This window comes from Mesorhizobium sp. BR115XR7A (assembly GCF_020165315.1).
GTDB classification, from domain to species: Bacteria; Pseudomonadota; Alphaproteobacteria; order Rhizobiales; family Rhizobiaceae; genus Mesorhizobium; species Mesorhizobium australicum.
The window spans coordinates 141,208-157,559 of record NZ_JAIUHW010000008.1 but is presented as its reverse complement, the minus strand read 5'-3'; the positions used below and the strand labels follow the sequence as shown (position 1 = coordinate 157,559).

The 16,352-nt window shown below is 60.3% G+C and carries 12 protein-coding genes; 10 read left to right on the top strand and 2 right to left on the bottom strand.

Annotated elements, in window-relative coordinates; genetic code table 11:
• Positions 1–238: 238 nt before the first annotated feature.
• The 8 genes from LB557_RS18520 to LB557_RS18485 all read left to right on the top strand — a co-directional run bounded on the left by LB557_RS18520 (position 239) and on the right by LB557_RS18485 (position 11,733).
• Positions 239–1,948 (top strand): calcium-binding protein, encoded by a 1,710-nt coding sequence (locus tag LB557_RS18520; protein ID WP_140715624.1) that lies wholly within the window; start codon positions 239–241, stop codon positions 1,946–1,948.
• 176 nt (positions 1,949–2,124) lie between these two features.
• Positions 2,125–2,376: a hypothetical protein gene (locus LB557_RS18515; protein ID WP_140660803.1), complete on the top strand. Its 252-nt coding sequence runs from the start codon at positions 2,125–2,127 to the stop codon at positions 2,374–2,376.
• Between the two features lie 254 nt (positions 2,377–2,630).
• Positions 2,631–3,842, top strand: coding sequence for a glycosyltransferase (locus LB557_RS18510; RefSeq protein WP_041163711.1), 1,212 nt, complete (start codon positions 2,631–2,633; stop codon positions 3,840–3,842).
• The gene (locus LB557_RS18505; protein ID WP_140725775.1) at positions 3,839–5,101 is read left to right on the top strand and encodes an O-antigen ligase family protein; all 1,263 of its coding nucleotides are present in this window, start codon (positions 3,839–3,841) and stop codon (positions 5,099–5,101) included. The genes LB557_RS18510 and LB557_RS18505 overlap by 4 nt, the downstream gene beginning before the upstream one ends.
• Positions 5,101–7,092: an asparagine synthase (glutamine-hydrolyzing) gene (gene asnB, locus LB557_RS18500; protein WP_224643204.1), complete on the top strand. Its 1,992-nt coding sequence runs from the start codon at positions 5,101–5,103 to the stop codon at positions 7,090–7,092. The genes LB557_RS18505 and asnB overlap by 1 nt, the downstream gene beginning before the upstream one ends.
• 1 nt (position 7,093) lies before the next feature.
• Positions 7,094–9,328 carry a GumC family protein gene (locus tag LB557_RS18495; RefSeq protein WP_411970556.1) on the top strand — a complete coding sequence of 745 codons (2,235 nt, stop codon included), beginning with the start codon at positions 7,094–7,096 and terminating at the stop codon, positions 9,326–9,328.
• Positions 9,329–9,425: 97 nt separating this feature from the next.
• The gene (locus LB557_RS18490; protein ID WP_224643202.1) at positions 9,426–10,670 is read left to right on the top strand and encodes a lipopolysaccharide biosynthesis protein; all 1,245 of its coding nucleotides are present in this window, start codon (positions 9,426–9,428) and stop codon (positions 10,668–10,670) included.
• A 1-nt stretch (position 10,671) separates the two neighbouring features.
• Positions 10,672–11,733: a glycosyltransferase family 2 protein gene (locus LB557_RS18485; RefSeq protein WP_224643201.1), complete on the top strand. Its 1,062-nt coding sequence runs from the start codon at positions 10,672–10,674 to the stop codon at positions 11,731–11,733.
• 151 nt (positions 11,734–11,884) lie between these two features.
• On the opposite strand, the gene LB557_RS18480 is transcribed toward LB557_RS18485, so the two are convergent.
• Positions 11,885–12,586 (bottom strand): helix-turn-helix transcriptional regulator, encoded by a 702-nt coding sequence (locus LB557_RS18480; RefSeq protein ID WP_224531203.1) that lies wholly within the window; start codon positions 12,584–12,586, stop codon positions 11,885–11,887.
• Between the two features lie 184 nt (positions 12,587–12,770).
• Here LB557_RS18480 and LB557_RS18475 point away from each other — a divergent pair, with 184 nt between their 5' ends.
• A complete protein-coding gene (locus tag LB557_RS18475) occupies positions 12,771–14,510 on the top strand; it encodes a PAS domain S-box protein (RefSeq protein WP_140660807.1) in 1,740 nt (579 codons plus the stop codon).
• Position 14,511: 1 nt separating this feature from the next.
• Here the strand turns inward: LB557_RS18475 and LB557_RS18470 are convergent, their stop codons facing one another.
• A complete protein-coding gene (locus LB557_RS18470) occupies positions 14,512–15,183 on the bottom strand; it encodes a LuxR C-terminal-related transcriptional regulator (protein WP_140715619.1) in 672 nt (223 codons plus the stop codon).
• A 421-nt stretch (positions 15,184–15,604) separates the two neighbouring features.
• On the opposite strand from LB557_RS18470, the gene LB557_RS18465 reads away from it, so the two are divergent.
• Positions 15,605–16,327: an NDP-sugar synthase gene (locus LB557_RS18465; protein ID WP_015316392.1), complete on the top strand. Its 723-nt coding sequence runs from the start codon at positions 15,605–15,607 to the stop codon at positions 16,325–16,327.
• Positions 16,328–16,352: the final 25 nt, after the last annotated feature.

Sequence of the window (16,352 nt, the reverse complement as noted above, 5' to 3'; positions counted from 1 at the left end):
GGGAGAGGGGTGCCTGTGAAAACAGTGGAGAACTGTGCATGCGGTCGTCAGTGGAAAACCCGCAGATTTCGCTGCAAGCCACTGACTTTACAGCAAATTGCACTGACCCGTTGATGTGGCCATCCCCACAGCGATCAAAAACTTCGTTCAAAGATGTTGGTATGTGATTTTCATCTAATGTAGCTTTCGGTCTAACCCCCATCCAGGGCGGGGTGTTGCCAAACAAGAAGGAAAACGCATGGCGACTCTCCATTATGCATCAGGCGGTTCGGCTGCCGAAGTTGCGGGCGCCGGATTTAACCTGGCGGACGTTCAGTATCTTTCGCAGGTCAATGAGCTGCCCAGCGGAATGAAGGGGCTTGTCTATCTAAGCGCTCATGACGGGGTGACCTCGTCGTTCATCGAAAAAGTCACGCCCTTCCTCAACAATCCAAAAGTGTTTGGATTTTTCCTGATGGACGAGCCGGATCCTACCGGCAGATGGGGCACCTACGCGAGTGCGGCAAATCTGAAGGCTGAATCCGACTGGATCCATTCCCACTTCCCGGGCGCCAAGACCTTCATCACCATGATGAATATGGGGTCGTCCACCAACCCGGACTTTTCCAACACCTATAATCCCGCCAACACCGGGATCGACTACTATGGACTGGACCCATACCCGGTTCGCACGGGGATAAGCAGCGTCGACTACAACATGATCGACAGAGCCGTGGCAGCGGCCGTGAAATCAGGCATTCCGGCTGACAAGATCGTTCCTGTATATCAGACATTTGGCGGCGGCGGTTGGCAGACGGACACCGGCGGCAAGCACGTCATGCCAACGTCGACCCAAATGCAAACGATGATCGATCACTGGGCAAAGCTGGTTCCGTCCCCAGCCTTCGACTATGCGTATGCCTGGGGTTCTCAGAATGGCGACACCGCCCTGGAGAACTCCCCTGAGTTGCAGGCCGTTTTTCGCCAGCACAACCTCGCCAGCCCTAGTCCGTCGACACCGCCTCCGAGTTCCGAGCCGACAACGCCTACGCCCACCACGCCGACTGTCCCCGATCCCACGCAGTCGACCCATCACATCTTCCATGGCGGCCCTGGCGCGGACGTATTTCATTCGACCAGCGGGGACGACGTTTACTATGTCAACAATGCACATGATAAGGTGATGGAGGCATCAGGCGGCGGCTTCGACAAGGTGGTCGCCTCGGTCAGCTACGCATTGTCTGCTGGTTCGCATGTCGAGCAACTCTCGACCGACAAGACGGGCGGCACACATACGATCAACTTGACGGGCAACGAGTTCGGCCAGGCGATCAATGGCAATTACGGCGCCAACAAGATCGATGGTCGAGGCGGCGCCGATACAATGAAAGGCTATGGCGGCAACGACACCTATTTTGTCGACAATGTGCATGACAAGGTGGTGGAGCAGCCAGGCAACGGCAAGGACGCGGTGTTCGCCTCGGTGAGCTATGCTCTCTCGGCGGGCTCATCCGTCGAGAAACTTGCGACCACGCAGGCTTCGGGAACGGGGCAAATCAACCTGACCGGCAACGAGTTTGCCCAGACGATCCAAGGAAATGCCGGCGCCAACAAGATCAATGGCGGGGGTGGTTCCGATACGCTGACGGGCTTTGGCGGCAAGGACGTCTTCGTGTTCAACACCGCGCTTGGCTCTGGAAATATCGACAAGATAACCGACTTCAAGGTTTCCCAGGACAAGATCCAACTTGATCACAGCGTATTCACCGGACTCCAGCAGGGCGCCCTTTCGGCCGCGAACTTCCACATCGGCAAAGGTGCGCATGATGGAAGCGACCACATCATCTATAACAGTTCGACCGGCGCGCTCTCTTTCGACAGTGACGGTATCGGCGGCCATGCTCAGACGCAGTTTGCGACCGTTGCTCCGCATCTCTCAATTGGCGCGAGCTCCTTTTTCGTGGTTTGACGCGCGCGGTTGTGCTTCCGGCAGGAGCTGAGCGCTCCTGCCGGTCGGCTTCTCCGCTCGCCGTCGAGTTGAGCGCGCACGCCGCTTTTTGGGCTAAAAACGGCTGCCGTCCGAGGCATTGCGGGAACATTCTGCCTTGATCGTGGTTTGGTGCCATCGCGCAGGGGATGGATGACGTGCCAAGCTACGAAGTCGAGGAGATTTTCGCCGGCCAAGTCGTGGTGACCCACAAGGTAGTCGCACCAACTCCGTTTCGAGCAGCCAAGCTCGCGACAAACCGGGAAATCACGCTTCGTGCTTCCGAGGTCCGCTGGATCCGGGTATTCGAGCAGGACGGCCGCCGCCGAGCCTATGAATATACGTTCTCGGATCGACCTCAACCCACCCCAACGAGCAATCTTGATAGTCCGATCACCCGTTCGCGATGAATGCGCATTCGCGCGGCTGATCCCATAGCGCACGGCGTCTCGATCCAAACAGTCCAGCCCGCGGTCTGATCCTTGCGCCGTTGGCACGCAAGCATGGTTCTAGTTGCGTCATTCGAACGGACGAGGACAACGGCCAGCCCTGCCCGTAGCCTGAATTGCTGGTGTAAATCGCAACGAAATCGGGCCATGGGAAACGATCCAAGTTCGAGCCGCTTATGGGAGCCGAAGGCCCGCTGGATTTCGGGAGCGGCACGATGAACCCGCACCTGGTCTGCATCGGCGGCGAGGATCACGCCCTGAGGATCTCGTTTCTGATGGAACTCCGTGAGCGGGGTTTTCGGGTCACCGCGGTCTCGACCGGCGATGAAGCTCTGTTTTTACGGCACGGCATTCCGCACCGCCGCTACGAGTTCAATCGCTTTGCCAATGGCAGCGGCAAAGCCGGGACCATCAGGACATTGCGAAGGTTGTTGCGGGAACTCCGCCCCGACATCGTCCAAAGCTTCGATACGAAACCCAATTTGCTAACCCCGCTGGCGGTGCGGGGAGAAGTCCCGGTCGTCCGCACGATCAACGGCTTGGGCTGGACCTTCTCATCGCTGGAGCCGCGAGCCTTGGCCATGCGGCCCGCCTTCTGCGGTCTGCAGTGGGTTGCTTCCTTCTGGACTGCTGCCACGGTTTTCCAAAATCGCGACGACCAAGCCTTTTTTGAGCGCTATCGGCTGATCCCACGCGGCAGCGGACGCCTTATTCAGGGGTCGGGCATCGACGTCAATGCATTCGCGGTGGCAAGACGTCTTGCCTCATCACCAGCGGCAATGCGGCGGGAATTCGGACTGGAATCGGCCGAGATCGTCATTTTTGTCGGCCGGCTCACCCGCCTTAAGGGCATTCCGACCCTTCTCGAGGCGATTCCGCACATTCTCTCCAAAAGACCTCATGCGCGTTTCGTGCTCGTTGGCCCACGGGAATCGGAAGGACCATTCGCCGTCGAAAAGTCCGAAATCCAACGATTTGCTTCTCATGTAACCGTGCTGGGCAAACGGCATGATGTCCCCAGTCTGCTTGGCATGGCTGATTTGTTCGCCTTCCCAACACAATATCGGGAGGGCGTTCCGCGCGTCTTGCTGGAAGCCGGACTCGCTGGATTGCCGATAGTCGCATCGCGAATGCCCGGTTGCAGCGACGTCGTCGAAGATGGGTGGAACGGTTATCTGGTCACGCCGCGCGATGCTCGCGCCCTTGCGGACCGGATAGTCGACATACTGTCGGACCGCACCTTGGGAGCGGCCATGGGGCAGCGCTCCGCCTCGCTTGTCAGGGAGCGTTTTGCCCTGCCGGGCATCGTCGACCAGTACTGCGATGTCTATAAGAGCAATCTCAGGACCAAATCTCGCGGCTTGCTTGCTCCATCGCCTCTGGAGAGCGGCATTGCGAACCGCCGGTTGGACGGGGCGCGGCAATGATGCGCGACGCGTTGCTTGCCGGCGGTGTCATCCTGTCAGCCGCGTCGCAGCTCTCCGTCCCCGGCATGCCATTCGGCTATGGCGAACTGCTCCTGGCGCTTTGGATCATGCTGTCGGCCGGACGAATGTTGGTCGGCGGGCGCGTCGAAGCGACACCAGCCTTCGCGCAACTCGCGACTTTTTGGCTGCTCCTTTCTCTCGCATTGGGGATCGGCACGATCGTCGGCTACTTGACCACCCTGCTTTACCCGACAGGGTTGTTGCACGACACAATGGCCTACGTGCTGTTGGCCAGCATCACTTGCCTGGCGAGTGTTGAGCCGGACGCGGGGCGTCGTCTTCGACGCAGCGGTTGGTGGGCGATCGCGTTCGCCGACGCGATATTTGCCATCCAACTCGCCATCGCGTGGGGCTGGCTCCATCAGCCCGGCGTCGATCCCTGGTATTGGGACCGCTTCCGCGGCTGGTCTGAAAACCCGAACCAGCTCGCGCTCTATTGCGCGCTTCTTGGTCCGCTGGCGCTGCACCTTGCAACCACTACTCGCAACCGGTGGGGTCAGGCCCTTGCGCTCTCAAGCCTCGTGTTCATCTTTTTTGTCGGCCGCCTGACCAGGAGCGATGCCTATCTCTACACCACGATTGTAAGCGGCGTCGCCTTCCTCGGGTTGCGGTTGAAGGCATGGTTGGCATCCGATGGCAATCGAACCAGCCTGCCCAGGCAGATCGCACTTCTGCTGATGGTCGGCGCTGTCCCCCTGGTGATAGCGATGACCCCCTATCTTCTTAGCGAGGAAAGCTTTGCGGCGAATTTTGCCAAGAGCCTCACCAAGGACGGAGGCGGCGAGGCCACGGCTGAAACATTCGAACTTCGGGTTTATCTGTGGGATGAGGCGCTTCAGAAGGGGCTGCAATCGGCATCGCTCGGCCTCGGTCCTGGCCCCCACCTGGAGCGCCCGCCGACGGCCGACATGCAATTTCTGGAGCGGCCGTTCGAAGCGCACAATACGGTTCTCGACCTCTATCTGCAGGGCGGGCTGGTCGCGGTCATCGCCTTGCTGTGGATCGTTGGATTGGCGGCCATGTCCGCCTGGCGCGCTCGCTACGACGCGCTTTTGGTGCTCGTGGCGTCCGCAGCCGTGTTCAGCATACCGCACCTCATCATTCGTCATCCGATCGTGTGGTTTGCATTGACCTTCTGCCTCGTCGCGGGAACGCCAAGCGTTTTCCGGCGCGAGCTTGAGCCTTCAGAGGTGATGTGATGTGCGGGATAGCCGGGATACTTCTCGCGTCCAATGCTGCCGACCCCAAGTCGCTCGATCAGATCGGGCAAATGATGATGGCGCTTCGTCACCGCGGTCCGGATGGCGAAGGACTCTGGACGGATCGCGAAGCAGGCATTGCCTTAGGCCACAGGCGGCTGGCGATCGTCGATCTGTCGGAAACGGGGCAACAGCCCATGCTGTCCACAAGCGGTCGGTATGCGATCACCTTCAACGGCGAGATATATAATTTCCGTGACCTGCGTCTCGAGCTTGAAGGCGTCGGGCACCATTTCCGCGGCACCAGCGACACGGAAGTCATGTTGTGTGCGATCGAGAGCTGGGGCCTCGAGGCCGCACTCCAGCGTTTTGCTGGCATGTTCGCGTTCGCCTTGTGGGACCTGAAGACGAGGACCCTGCATCTCGCGCGGGATCGACTGGGCAAAAAGCCCCTCTACATCGCTTCAGCCAGGCATGCGCTGGTCTTTGCTTCCGAACTGAAAGCAATCAGCCGCTTTTCAGGCTACTCTCCGGAGATCGATCTGGATGCCGCCACCGCAATGCTTTCCAAGGGGTGGGTCCCGGATCAGAGTTGCATCTGGCGAGGTGTCTTCAAGCTGCCACCCGGCTCGGTCCTGACCCTCACGGCCGCGACTGTGGCGGAGGGGCGCGGGGCCGCCTCCCTTTCGCAGGGCGCAAGTCGCTGGTGGTCGCTGCCCGAAGTCGCCAAGAACGGGCGAGAACACCAGATCGCCGGCAGTGACGACGATTTGACCAATGAACTGGATGATCTGCTCCGGCTTGCCGTTCGCGAGCGCATGATCGCCGACGTTCCGTTGGGCGGTTTCCTGTCGGGAGGCGTCGACAGCTCTACCGTTGCAGCCTTGATGCAGGCTCAATCTCCAAATCCCGTGCGCACTTTCACCATCGCCTTCGCGGAGAGCGGCTTTGACGAGGCCCCTTACGCCGCCGAGGTAGCGCGCCATCTGGGCACCGACCACACGGAACTACACCTTTCGGCCGCCGCCGCGCGTGACGTGATCCCCGAACTGCCAACGGTGTGGGATGAGCCATTCGCCGACGAATCGCAGATACCGACTCTGCTGGTGGCGCGGCTGGCCCGCCAGCACGTGACCGTGGCGCTGTCGGGGGACGGCGGAGACGAGTGCTTTGCAGGCTATGGCCGCCACTTCATGGCGGACCGGCTGAAACGGTACCAAGGTCTACCCGCAAGTGCACGACGAACGGTGGCGGCCGGCGCAGGGATGCTGTCCAGGGCGGCTCGTCACGATTTCATTGGCAACCTGCCACTTCCGTCGCATGTGCGGCATGCGCTGCGCAGCGATCGGCTCACTCGCTTCGCCTGGCTTCTCGCCGCGAAGGATGAAGACGAGCTGCACAGCCGGCTGACGGGATCATCGGCCGAAAACCTCACCCGGCACGAGACTCCTGCATCCATAGTCTCCGCACCGCGGCTCGACGGGCTGTTGTCTCGCCTCCTGTACGACGACATGTCCGGTTACCTCGCTGGTGACATTCTCGTCAAACTGGATCGAGCCAGCATGGCCAACAGCCTCGAGGCGCGTTGTCCCCTGCTGGACCACCGCGCCGTCGAATTCGCTTGGCGCCTTCCGGCTGCCATGAAGGTTCGCAACGGCAGAGGCAAGTGGATCCTTCGAAATGTGCTGCGTCGTTATCTTCCGCAACGGCTGATCGACCGGCCGAAGCAGGGCTTCGACGTGCCGATCGCGGCTTGGCTGCGGGGCCCGTTGCGCAGCTGGGCCACCGATATTCTGTCCGATGTTCGCAACCAGGGCGAAGGCTTGCTGGACAGCACAAAGGTGGACGCCTGCTGGCGCGATCACGTTACAGGACAGGACCGCTCCCGTGAACTGTGGTCGGTGCTGATGTTTCAAGCCTGGTGCAACGAGGCCAAGCGGCAGGCTTCGGCATCGAACTCATCCCGTGAACTCGATCTGGCAGGAGTATGAAATGGCGGGTTCCGCAGTCAGCCGAATTGAATTGCCACGAGCCACCCCGGTGGCTGCCCCGGTTCCTGAAAGCAGGGCCCGCGTACGGCCTCCCAGAAGCGCCCCGAATTCAGCAACCCCGTCTCGCCAACTGCTGGTGACATTGGCGAGCAGGAAATGGATCATTCTGCTCTTCGCGGTTGTCGGCGGCATCTTGGCGGCCTTGGCGGGAATAACCCGCCCTACCATGTACGAAGCCACCAGCCAGCTTATCATAGACGCTCCTGCCAGGGCGGCCCTTCCCGCCAGCCCAGGCTCAGCGCAGGACATGATCGATTCAAGCATTGACGACCACATCACGATGCTCTCGTCGGAGAGCCACCTTCGTCGAGTCGCCGCAGCGCTGCGTCAACCGAGCCCGGCCAACGCGACCGCACAACCGCAAGCCGGGAAGGGAAGCTCCAGCCAGGGGCCAACGCCCGCCGATCCGCCGACATCGCACTCTTTCGCTGGCGATCTGCTGAAGCGGCTTTGGCCCCGCGATGTTGTATCCACCAATGCGCCGCAAGCAGCAGAGGCCGCCGAGATGAAAGCGCTGCGCAAAGGGGTAAGGGTCGGACAAGAGCTCCGGTCCCGGGTCATTTCCGTCGGCTTCTCGGACGATGACCCGGCGCGCGCGGCGCTGGTGGCCAATACATTCACCAAGATCTATGTCGACGACCTCGCGCAGAAAAGTCAGGCGTCGAACATGCAGGAACTTGACGCCGTCGTCGCCAGTTTGCCCAAACTGCAGAATGAACTGGTGGATGCGTCCAATCGGCTCGAGGAGTATCGGCTGAGCCATGGCGCGGTCGATCAAGGCTCGGCTGACAAGGTGGCCGGGGAGAGGGCGGATCTCAGCCAACAGATATCGATGTCCAAAGCGGATCTGGCGGCGCTGGAGTCCCGGCTCCAGCGTATCCAGGAGCTTCGAAAGCAGGGCGCGCCGGCCGCGACCCTGGCCGAGGCCGCCGGCACGCAGGAGTTGGCCGACTTTTCGGCTCGCGTGGCCAGAGCGCCAGCGGACAAGGATCTGGCCAATGCCTTTTCCGCCGCGATCGAAAAGGCAATCGCTGATATCGTCGCTGAAGCGGACATCTATCGTGCCCAGGTCGAGGCTCTGGGAAATCGAATGCGTGTGCTCGATGCGGTCGCGGCCGACACGGCCAACCGGCTCGCCGGTTTGCGGGCGCTCGAACCTCAAGTCAGCCTCCTGACGCAACGCTACAACGAACTTCTCGGCCGCCAGCAGGACCTGAAGCGGCGCATCGGAGCTCCGTCCGCCGGGGTCTCGGTCCTTTCCGTTGCATGGCCGCCGACAATTCCGCAGACATTGCCGCCGGTTTTTTTGGTTCCACCGGGAATGATTGCGTTCGGCCTCCTTGGCGCCGTTTTGGTCCTCATGCGAAATCGCTTCGATCGCACCTTGCGCGGTGAAGCGGAGGCGGAAGCCGTGCTCAGGATACCGTGCGTGGGGCTCGTGCCCGAACCGGGCAGGATGCACGCCAAACAGTTGCGTGACTTGGTTTTGGGCCAGCCCAAGTCGGCCTACAGCCGTGCGGTGACGTCGCTGCTGGTCGCGGCCGCGCCAAATCAGGCAAGGGGTCGTGCTCCGCACACGATCCTGCTCACGCCAAGCGTCCGGGCTGACGGAGCGACCGAGCTTGCGTGGGGCCTGGCCTTGGCGGCCACCCGACTGGGCAATCGTGTTCTTCTGGTGGATCTCCAGCGGGCGGGCTCCCAACTTACGCCCGAGTTTCTGCGCCAGTTCAACGGACCCAAGGCTCGTCATTCCTTCGCGGATTACATCAGCAGTCGTTGTACCTTGGATGACGCGGTCGCCAGCATTCCCGAAATTGGCATCGACCTGACGACCATGGCACCTGCAGAAGATCTTTTGGCTCTCCTGGCGCGTGTCGACACCTCCAAGTGCAGGGAAGATTTGCACTCGGCGTACAGCCTCGTCATCATAAACGGGCCATCGGGGCTGGCTGGGCCAGAAGCCATGTTCCTCAAGAGCTGGGCGGACGCGGTTCTCGTTACCGTTCGCTGGGCAAGAACCTCGCGGCATGTCGCGCGCGGGGTGGTGGAGCAGCTCCTGAGCGACGGAACGCTCTCGGTTCCGGTGGCGAGCGTCCTTACCCGGGTGAACCTCACCCGGTACGGCAGGTATCGGTTTGGCGACAGTGCCGATCTTTTGCGCGAGAGGATCTCATGAATTCGACCGGCACCGGCCGTAAGCAAGGCTCGCCATGATCCGACTTCCGCAAAGCCCGATCGGCAAGGTCCTTCGAGCGGCCGGTGGCGTGTCGGCCATGGCGATTGCCGGTCAGCTCATTCTTGTCGCGACCATTCCGGTGTTGGCCAGGCTCTATTCTCCTGCTGATTTCGGCTTGTTCACGATCTATCTTTCGACCGTGAACATACTGGGGGCGGTCGCGGCACTGCGCTTTGAGGCTTCGCTGTACGGCGTCAAGAGCGACGCGCAGGCATACGTCACGGTTAAGCTCATTCTTTTGGCCGTGTCGGCAACCGGCGTTCTTGCCTTGACGGCGGGGGTTATGTTGTCGAGCACCGTTCCGGCCCGCGCTGTTGACCTTGTGTGGCTGGTTCCGATCGGCATGGCAGGCGCAGGTCTTGTGGAGACCATGAATTGCTGGAGCCTGCGTGCCGGCCTGCTGCGCGACTTCGCGCTCGGCCGCTTGATCTTGCCCGCGACGATGGCGTTGTTGCAACTGATGTTCGGCATCGTCCATCTCGGAGGAGAGGCGATGGTGCACGCTCACATTCTCAGCCAATTCATCTTCATTGGGTTCCTTGGCGTTCGGATTTTCCGCTGGGAGGACGTGTGCGGTATTGCCCGCGCGCCGTGGCAAACGGTCTTTGAAAAGGCCAGGCGCGAATACAAATTTCCACTGTTCGACATCCCGGCAACGGTCGCAAGTTTCGCCATCAACAACCTTCCGGCGATACTCGTCGGCTCAATGTTCGGGACCGCCTATGCGGGCTATCTGGGCGTCGCGTCGCGGCTCGTCACCGGCCCCGTCACGCTCATAGCCACGCCGCTCAGCAATGTCTTTGTCGCCGAAGCCAACAAGGGCGGCGGCCGCAGGCATCTGCTCGGCCTCGCACGAGGCCTGCTGATCCTTGCCGGCGGGCTCACTTCACTGCCCATTCTGGCTCTTGGCCTCGCCGCACCGCAGCTCGTCGTACCCCTATTGGGACGGCCATGGCTGCCCGCCGCCGAAATCATGACGGCGCTGGCTTTCATGGGCGCGGTGCAAGCTTTGTCGACGCCGCTTCAGGATGTGCCGGCTCTCCTGCGACGGCAGGAGGTGCGCCTGGTCGTCGATGCCGTAAGGACGGTGCTCGTGTTTGGTCCGCTTCTAGCCGGCGCCAGAGCTGGCTGGGAACCTCTCACTGTCATTTATCTCATGGCTGCCGGCGGCGCCGGGGGCTTCTTCATCAAGACGGCAGCCTCTCTCTATCTGTTGAAGCAAAGTGTTCAACCGGACGAGACGTCGCCTCGCAGCCGGTGCATCGCCTTGGAGGAAAGATAACATGACGCAGATGGACAGTCGCGACGCCCTTCCTTCCGCAGCCCTGCCAACAGGGGTCGGACCTTCGCAAGATGAGGGGTCGGCGGAGTTGGTGACACTGCGGCCGTTCATTTCAGTGGCCATCCCGACCTTTCGCAGGCCAGATACCATTCGAAGGACAATCGACAGCATCCTCCAGCAGGATTTTGCGAATTGGGAACTGGTGGTTAGCGACGACGAGGGGCAAGGAGGGCTGTCCTGGAGGATCGTCGACGAATATGCGCGTGCCGACGGTCGCATACGGATGGTCGAGAACGGCAGGGGGCGAGGCCAGGTCGAGAATACCAACAACGCCATGCTCGCTTGCACCGGCACCTGGATCAAGTTGCTGCATGACGACGACTGGCTCGCGCCCGGCGCGCTCAAGCGATTTGCCGAGGTGTCCAAGGAGCATCCCTCGGCCGCATTCATGACCTGTGCAGCCAATATCGTGGAAGACGGCAGGATCATGCTCCGCTCGACGCCATCGGAGGAAAACCGCGTTTCAGTCTATTCGAGCCAGCAATGCCTCAGGGATCTTTACCTTGTCCGGACGACGAGGAGCCTCGGCATCATCCCCTCGACACTGTTGATCAACAGCAAGGTTCTTCAGGCTGGATGCCGAATGCGTGCACACAAATCGATCCCCGCCGGCGTTGACCAACTGTTCTTCGTGGACCTGGCCGGTCACGGAGACATGGTTGCGATTAATGAGGGTCTGATTTTTTACGACGCGACCAACCATCCGAGCATCACCACATCGAAGAGCTACACGGAAGTGGACGAAGTTACGCTTGCGGTTAAGCAGCTTAATTGGCAGCTGCTCGAAAACAGAAGGAATCTTCCTGACCCCGAGAGCCTCTTGCGAGCATTGCGGGTTGCACGCGTACCCGCCAGATTTCATCACCAGTCCTTGCCCGTGACTATCCGCGACACGCTGCAAATTCTTCGCCCATCAGTGATGAAGATCGCAAGCCAGTACCTCGTGGAATACCTGTTCAGGATCCGCCCGGTCCTAGGGCCTTGGTATACCCGAAGACAGTGATGGAGCTGACCAGTTGGGCGCCGTTCGCGCATCCGTTCAAGGCCGCGCACGGACGCGGCACGCGCCGAACAATTTATGGAACACGGAACACGGCGGCCGCCCCTGCGGTGGCGGCAAGGCTGGACACGATCATCCCCGGATGTTCAGGGAACTAGGGCAACACCGAGACGCGTGCGAGAAGGGTGACCAATTCTGCCTGACGCCTGGTTTCAGTTTTGGCGAACAGTGATGCGAGCTGGGTTCGGATGGTCGTCCGGCTGAGCGCACAGCTTTCAGCGATTTCCAACGGGGTGTAGCCCTTTGCCAGCCGCACCGCCAGATGTGTCTCGGCTCCGGTTAGACCGAACATTCGCTGCAGGGTTTGAGGATTGGGCGCCGATTTCGTCTCTCGGTCCAACAGGGCGACGACGATCGTGTTGTCGGCTGCGAAGAGGCCGCGCTCGTTGATGACAACGGGACGATCTCCGCTGCTGCGGACCACAATCCATGCAAACGATCCGGGATTCAGGTGGCACGGCACGTTCGCGATCAGGCTTCTGAGCGCTCCCGAAAGGCCGTCGGCGTTGTTCACCTGGCTGCCATAACCGCTGAGAATGACGCGCGCGGTGGCGTTCCACTTGAGGACTTTCCTGGTTTCGCTGAGCACGAGACATCCGTAGCCAAGGCGATCAAGCATACCCGGGAAAGAATGCAGCGGCGGTTGGTCACCTTCGGTGGCGGCAGCAGGCCTTTCAACCTGCCGGTCGGAGCTTTGGGCATGGCGCAAGGGAGACGGCCTGCTGCCAGGCCCCATGGCCGCCATCGCACGTTGCACTTGGAAAACAGTACTTCTCGGCCGTTCGACCAGGTTCATTGTCGTCACCACTTTCCGGTTTCGCTGTCAGATCGGCGCCAGCGCATGGGCTAAGTGTTGGAACTTTCTTCTGATGATTCTGATAGGCTGACATTTCGGCGCGCGAAAGCGAGCAGCAGCACTAGGTCCGATAACCAAAGGCTCTAAGCCGCATTGGCTAAGCCAAAAGTTGTAGGTAGTCAGGATGAGATTGCGGATAGGCGGTCCCGTACTGTCGGACAGGCTACGACAACATCTGGTTTCGTCGGCCGTCCTGCTGGCTACCCTTTTTATCGAGATGAAATCGTCGCTGACAGGTGGTGGCAGTGCGGCCTTTCTGGAATGTGTGCCGGCGATTGTCATCATCGCCTTCCTGGAGGACCGCTGGCCTGCGATGGCTGCCACGTTTGCCATGGTGGCTGTCGGCTTGGCAGTTCGCCTGGCGGCGAACGGTCAGTTGGTCGGCGATGATCTTTCCGGGGCCATTCTCCTCGCCTTGTCCGGCGGGATGATCGCCTTTCTTTTCCATCGTTCAAGGCAGGAGTTGAGGAGCGCGCTCGATGTCGCCGAGAACAGGCTTACCGCCATCGAGACGACCGAAGCGCGATATCGCTGGGCTTTCGAGCGGGCCGCCTTGGGATTTGCGACCGCAAATGACCGTGGTGAGCTGCTGCAGGTCAACATGTGCATGTGCAGTATGTCCGGCTACGCACAGGAAGAGCTCGTCGGCCAGCATATCGAAACGCTCGTTCATCCTGACGAACGCGATCTGTTCGCCAGGCTTGGACGTGGTCTAAGCGCGGAGGCGCCGTCGTTTGGCTTGGAAATGCGCTTGAGAAGGAAGGATGGCACTGTTTTCTGGGCTCGCGTGACCCTCTCTTGGTCTGGTCCGGAGAAACAACTGCCGATGGGCATATTTGTCGTCTTCGAGGATATCACTGAACGCAGGGCTGCAAGCGAAGCGCTCTTGAGCCAAAAGGAATGGCTGGACCTTGCGCTGCTCGCCGGAAGGCTTGGCACATGGCGCGTGGACTACAAGGAGAGAATTGTCTCCGGTTCAGATCAATTTTGGGAAATTCTTGGTTTGCCGCCAGCCGCTTCCCGTCCTCTGGACGAGCTGTCGGCGATCATTCATACGGCGGACTGGCCAAAACTCGGGGCCCATTCAGAATTCATCGCGGCAACCGCCAACTACGACGCAGAGGTCCGAGTTCGGCGGTCGGACGGACAGTTCCGCTGGATTGCCCTGCGCGGCCGTGAGGACATCCGCGATGGCTATCATCAGCGGTTCGGGATCGCGGCTGACCTTACCGAGCGGCGGCAGACGACACTGTTGCGGGCTGCGGTGAGAAGACAGGAGCGGCTTATACTTGAACAGCGGCACCGGCTCAGTAATCTGTTTGCCGTGATCACGGCTGTCGTGAAAATGATCCCTGCTTCAGACCAGGATATTTCCAAGTACAGAGGAGATCTTTTAGAGCGAATTCGGGCGCTCGAATCCACGCACCTGCTGTTGATCAACAATGCAGAGTTATCATCTACGATCCGCGATATTGTCGCACATGCGCTTCGCCCCTACGCGGAGGCACACAGAGCAACGATCACAGGGCCTCATGTCAGAATCGTCGGAGGCGCTGCGGAAAGTTTCGCAATGGTCGTCCACGAACTCACGACAAATTCGGTCAAGCACGGGGTGCTCGGGAACTCCCAAGGCCAGGTGGAGGTAAGGTGGGGCGTCGCACCCGAGGGCTCGGACGGCGACATCGTGTTCGACTGGATCGAACGAGGCGGCCGAAATGCCAAGCCTGTCCTGCGGAAAGGTTTTGGGTCGATTGTCCTTGGCGCCGATGGAACGCCCTTGGTCGGTCACTCTTCGAAACTGGAAATGTCGGCTGGTGGATTGCGATATCAGCTACGCCTATCCCAGGGCGAGATTCAGCCTTAACTTAGATCGTTCCAAGCCATGTCCTCATCAAAACAGCGACCTCGGTGCGGTTTCGGACTCCCAGTTCACGCAAGATTGCGGCGGCATGGATCTTCGTCGTGGCCTCGGCGATGTCGAGATCGCGGGCGATCTCCTTGTTCGAATAACCTTCGGCCATAAGCTTGAGCACGTCCTTTTGCCTTGACGTGAGCCTTCCCAGAGAACCTGGGCTGGCCAAGGCCTGGTGCGAAGCCTCCACGGGAGATCTATGCGTCTGAGGCGCGGCTGCGCCAGAGCTTCGCGACAGGAGGGCTGGTACATAGATGCGGCCTGACAAGATCTCTTTGACGGCCAGCACCACCTCCTCATCCGGCTGCGACTTCACGATGTAGCCGTGGAGGCCAACTGAAAGGGCCAACAAAATTTCCGATCGTGAATCGTTTCCTGACACAATCGCAAACCTGCTTTTGGGATAGGCGGCGAGAACGTCGCCGAGCACTTCCTGGGTGAGCAGCCCGGGCATGTTCAGGTCCAGGATCGCAAGATCAATTGTTTCGTGTTCGGCCAGGAGCCCAACCACGGCATCAAAACAGGTCGCCTCGATTATTTCGACACCAGGGATTCCGGCTGTCAGCGCCATGCGCAAGCCACGTCGATAAAGGCCATGATCATCGGCTATGACGATCTTGTACATAGAAACCCCCACGCACAAACAACCCGCACTACCTGGCCGCGCCTTGTAGGAGCGCCGGTACGTCCAGAAAGGTGGACCCCGACGTCCTACAACCCCGTCCTGCTAATTACCGTACGCTAATGTAGCTCGGTTTTAGGAAAATGTTTACCTTCGATCGTAATTCAAGTGGGACCTTGGTCTGTTGCGCGTCTCGGCCACTCCCGTCAGGTCCGCGGGATATGTTTCGTCCCCTACGGTTCCGGGATCAGAGAAATTCGTCCGTGCCATTCAAACGCACGACGACAATATCCCGGTTGGCTCCCTAATCTCTCGCAGGTTCGGACAACTGAAACCCTGCTGCGCGAGGCGGTTCGCCGTCTTGGCTTCGGATGCAGTTTCAGCCGTCAAGGCCAACTCTGGCCATGTGCGTAGGGAGGATCGAATGAAAGCGGTAATTCAATGCGGTGGCATGGGAACGCGCCTTCGGCCATTTACATCGGTTTTGCCGAAGCCGCTGATGCCAATTGGCGCGCGGCCAGTCCTCGAGTTGCTGCTGAAATGGCTGCGGCGTAGCGGAATCGAAGACGTCTACGTCACTACCGGCTATCTCGGGCACCTGATCCGGAGCGTGTGCGGCGACGGCTCGCAGTGGAATCTGAGGATCCGCTACACGCAGGAAATGGAACCGCTCGGAACGATCGGGCCGCTTTCCTTGATCAGAGACGAATTGAATGAGCCTTTCATTGTCCTGAACGGCGATGTGCTGACCGACCTGAGCATCAGCCGGTTTACCGCGGCGCACCGCCTGCACAAAGACTCCGTCACGATAGCGACTTCGCTGCGGCTTACCAAGATGGATTTCGGTGTGATCGACGAGGTTGACAACACCGTCCAGGTCTTCCGCGAGAAGCCTGCGCTGTCGCATCTGGTAAGCATGGGCATCTACTGCATGAACCCGGACGTCCTCGACTTCATCCCATCCGGGATACCGTTTGGGTTCGACGACCTCATGCTGCAGATGCTCCAGGCCGGACGCGTCGTGCATGTCTACAAGCACGAAGGTCTTTGGCTCGACATCGGACGCGTCGAGGACTTCCAGAACGCGCAGACAGTTTCCTGGGAAGAGCAGTCGGCGTCCATCGAAGTGGCCGCCGCGGCAGCGTAACGGCCAGGCGCGAGGATCATCGAGG

Coding starts and splice junctions, on each gene's coding strand:
- asnB (WP_224643204.1), top strand. CDS start 5,101: ATGTGCGGGATAGCCGGGATACTTCTCGCGTCCAATGCTGCCGACCCC.
- LB557_RS18490 (WP_224643202.1), top strand. CDS start 9,426: ATGGCGATTGCCGGTCAGCTCATTCTTGTCGCGACCATTCCGGTGTTG.
- LB557_RS18495 (WP_411970556.1), top strand. CDS start 7,094: ATGGCGGGTTCCGCAGTCAGCCGAATTGAATTGCCACGAGCCACCCCG.
- LB557_RS18485 (WP_224643201.1), top strand. CDS start 10,672: ATGACGCAGATGGACAGTCGCGACGCCCTTCCTTCCGCAGCCCTGCCA.
- LB557_RS18510 (WP_041163711.1), top strand. CDS start 2,631: ATGAACCCGCACCTGGTCTGCATCGGCGGCGAGGATCACGCCCTGAGG.
- LB557_RS18520 (WP_140715624.1), top strand. CDS start 239: ATGGCGACTCTCCATTATGCATCAGGCGGTTCGGCTGCCGAAGTTGCG.
- LB557_RS18480 (WP_224531203.1), bottom strand. CDS start 12,586: ATGAACCTGGTCGAACGGCCGAGAAGTACTGTTTTCCAAGTGCAACGT.
- LB557_RS18465 (WP_015316392.1), top strand. CDS start 15,605: ATGAAAGCGGTAATTCAATGCGGTGGCATGGGAACGCGCCTTCGGCCA.
- LB557_RS18505 (WP_140725775.1), top strand. CDS start 3,839: ATGATGCGCGACGCGTTGCTTGCCGGCGGTGTCATCCTGTCAGCCGCG.
- LB557_RS18470 (WP_140715619.1), bottom strand. CDS start 15,183: ATGTACAAGATCGTCATAGCCGATGATCATGGCCTTTATCGACGTGGC.
- LB557_RS18475 (WP_140660807.1), top strand. CDS start 12,771: ATGAGATTGCGGATAGGCGGTCCCGTACTGTCGGACAGGCTACGACAA.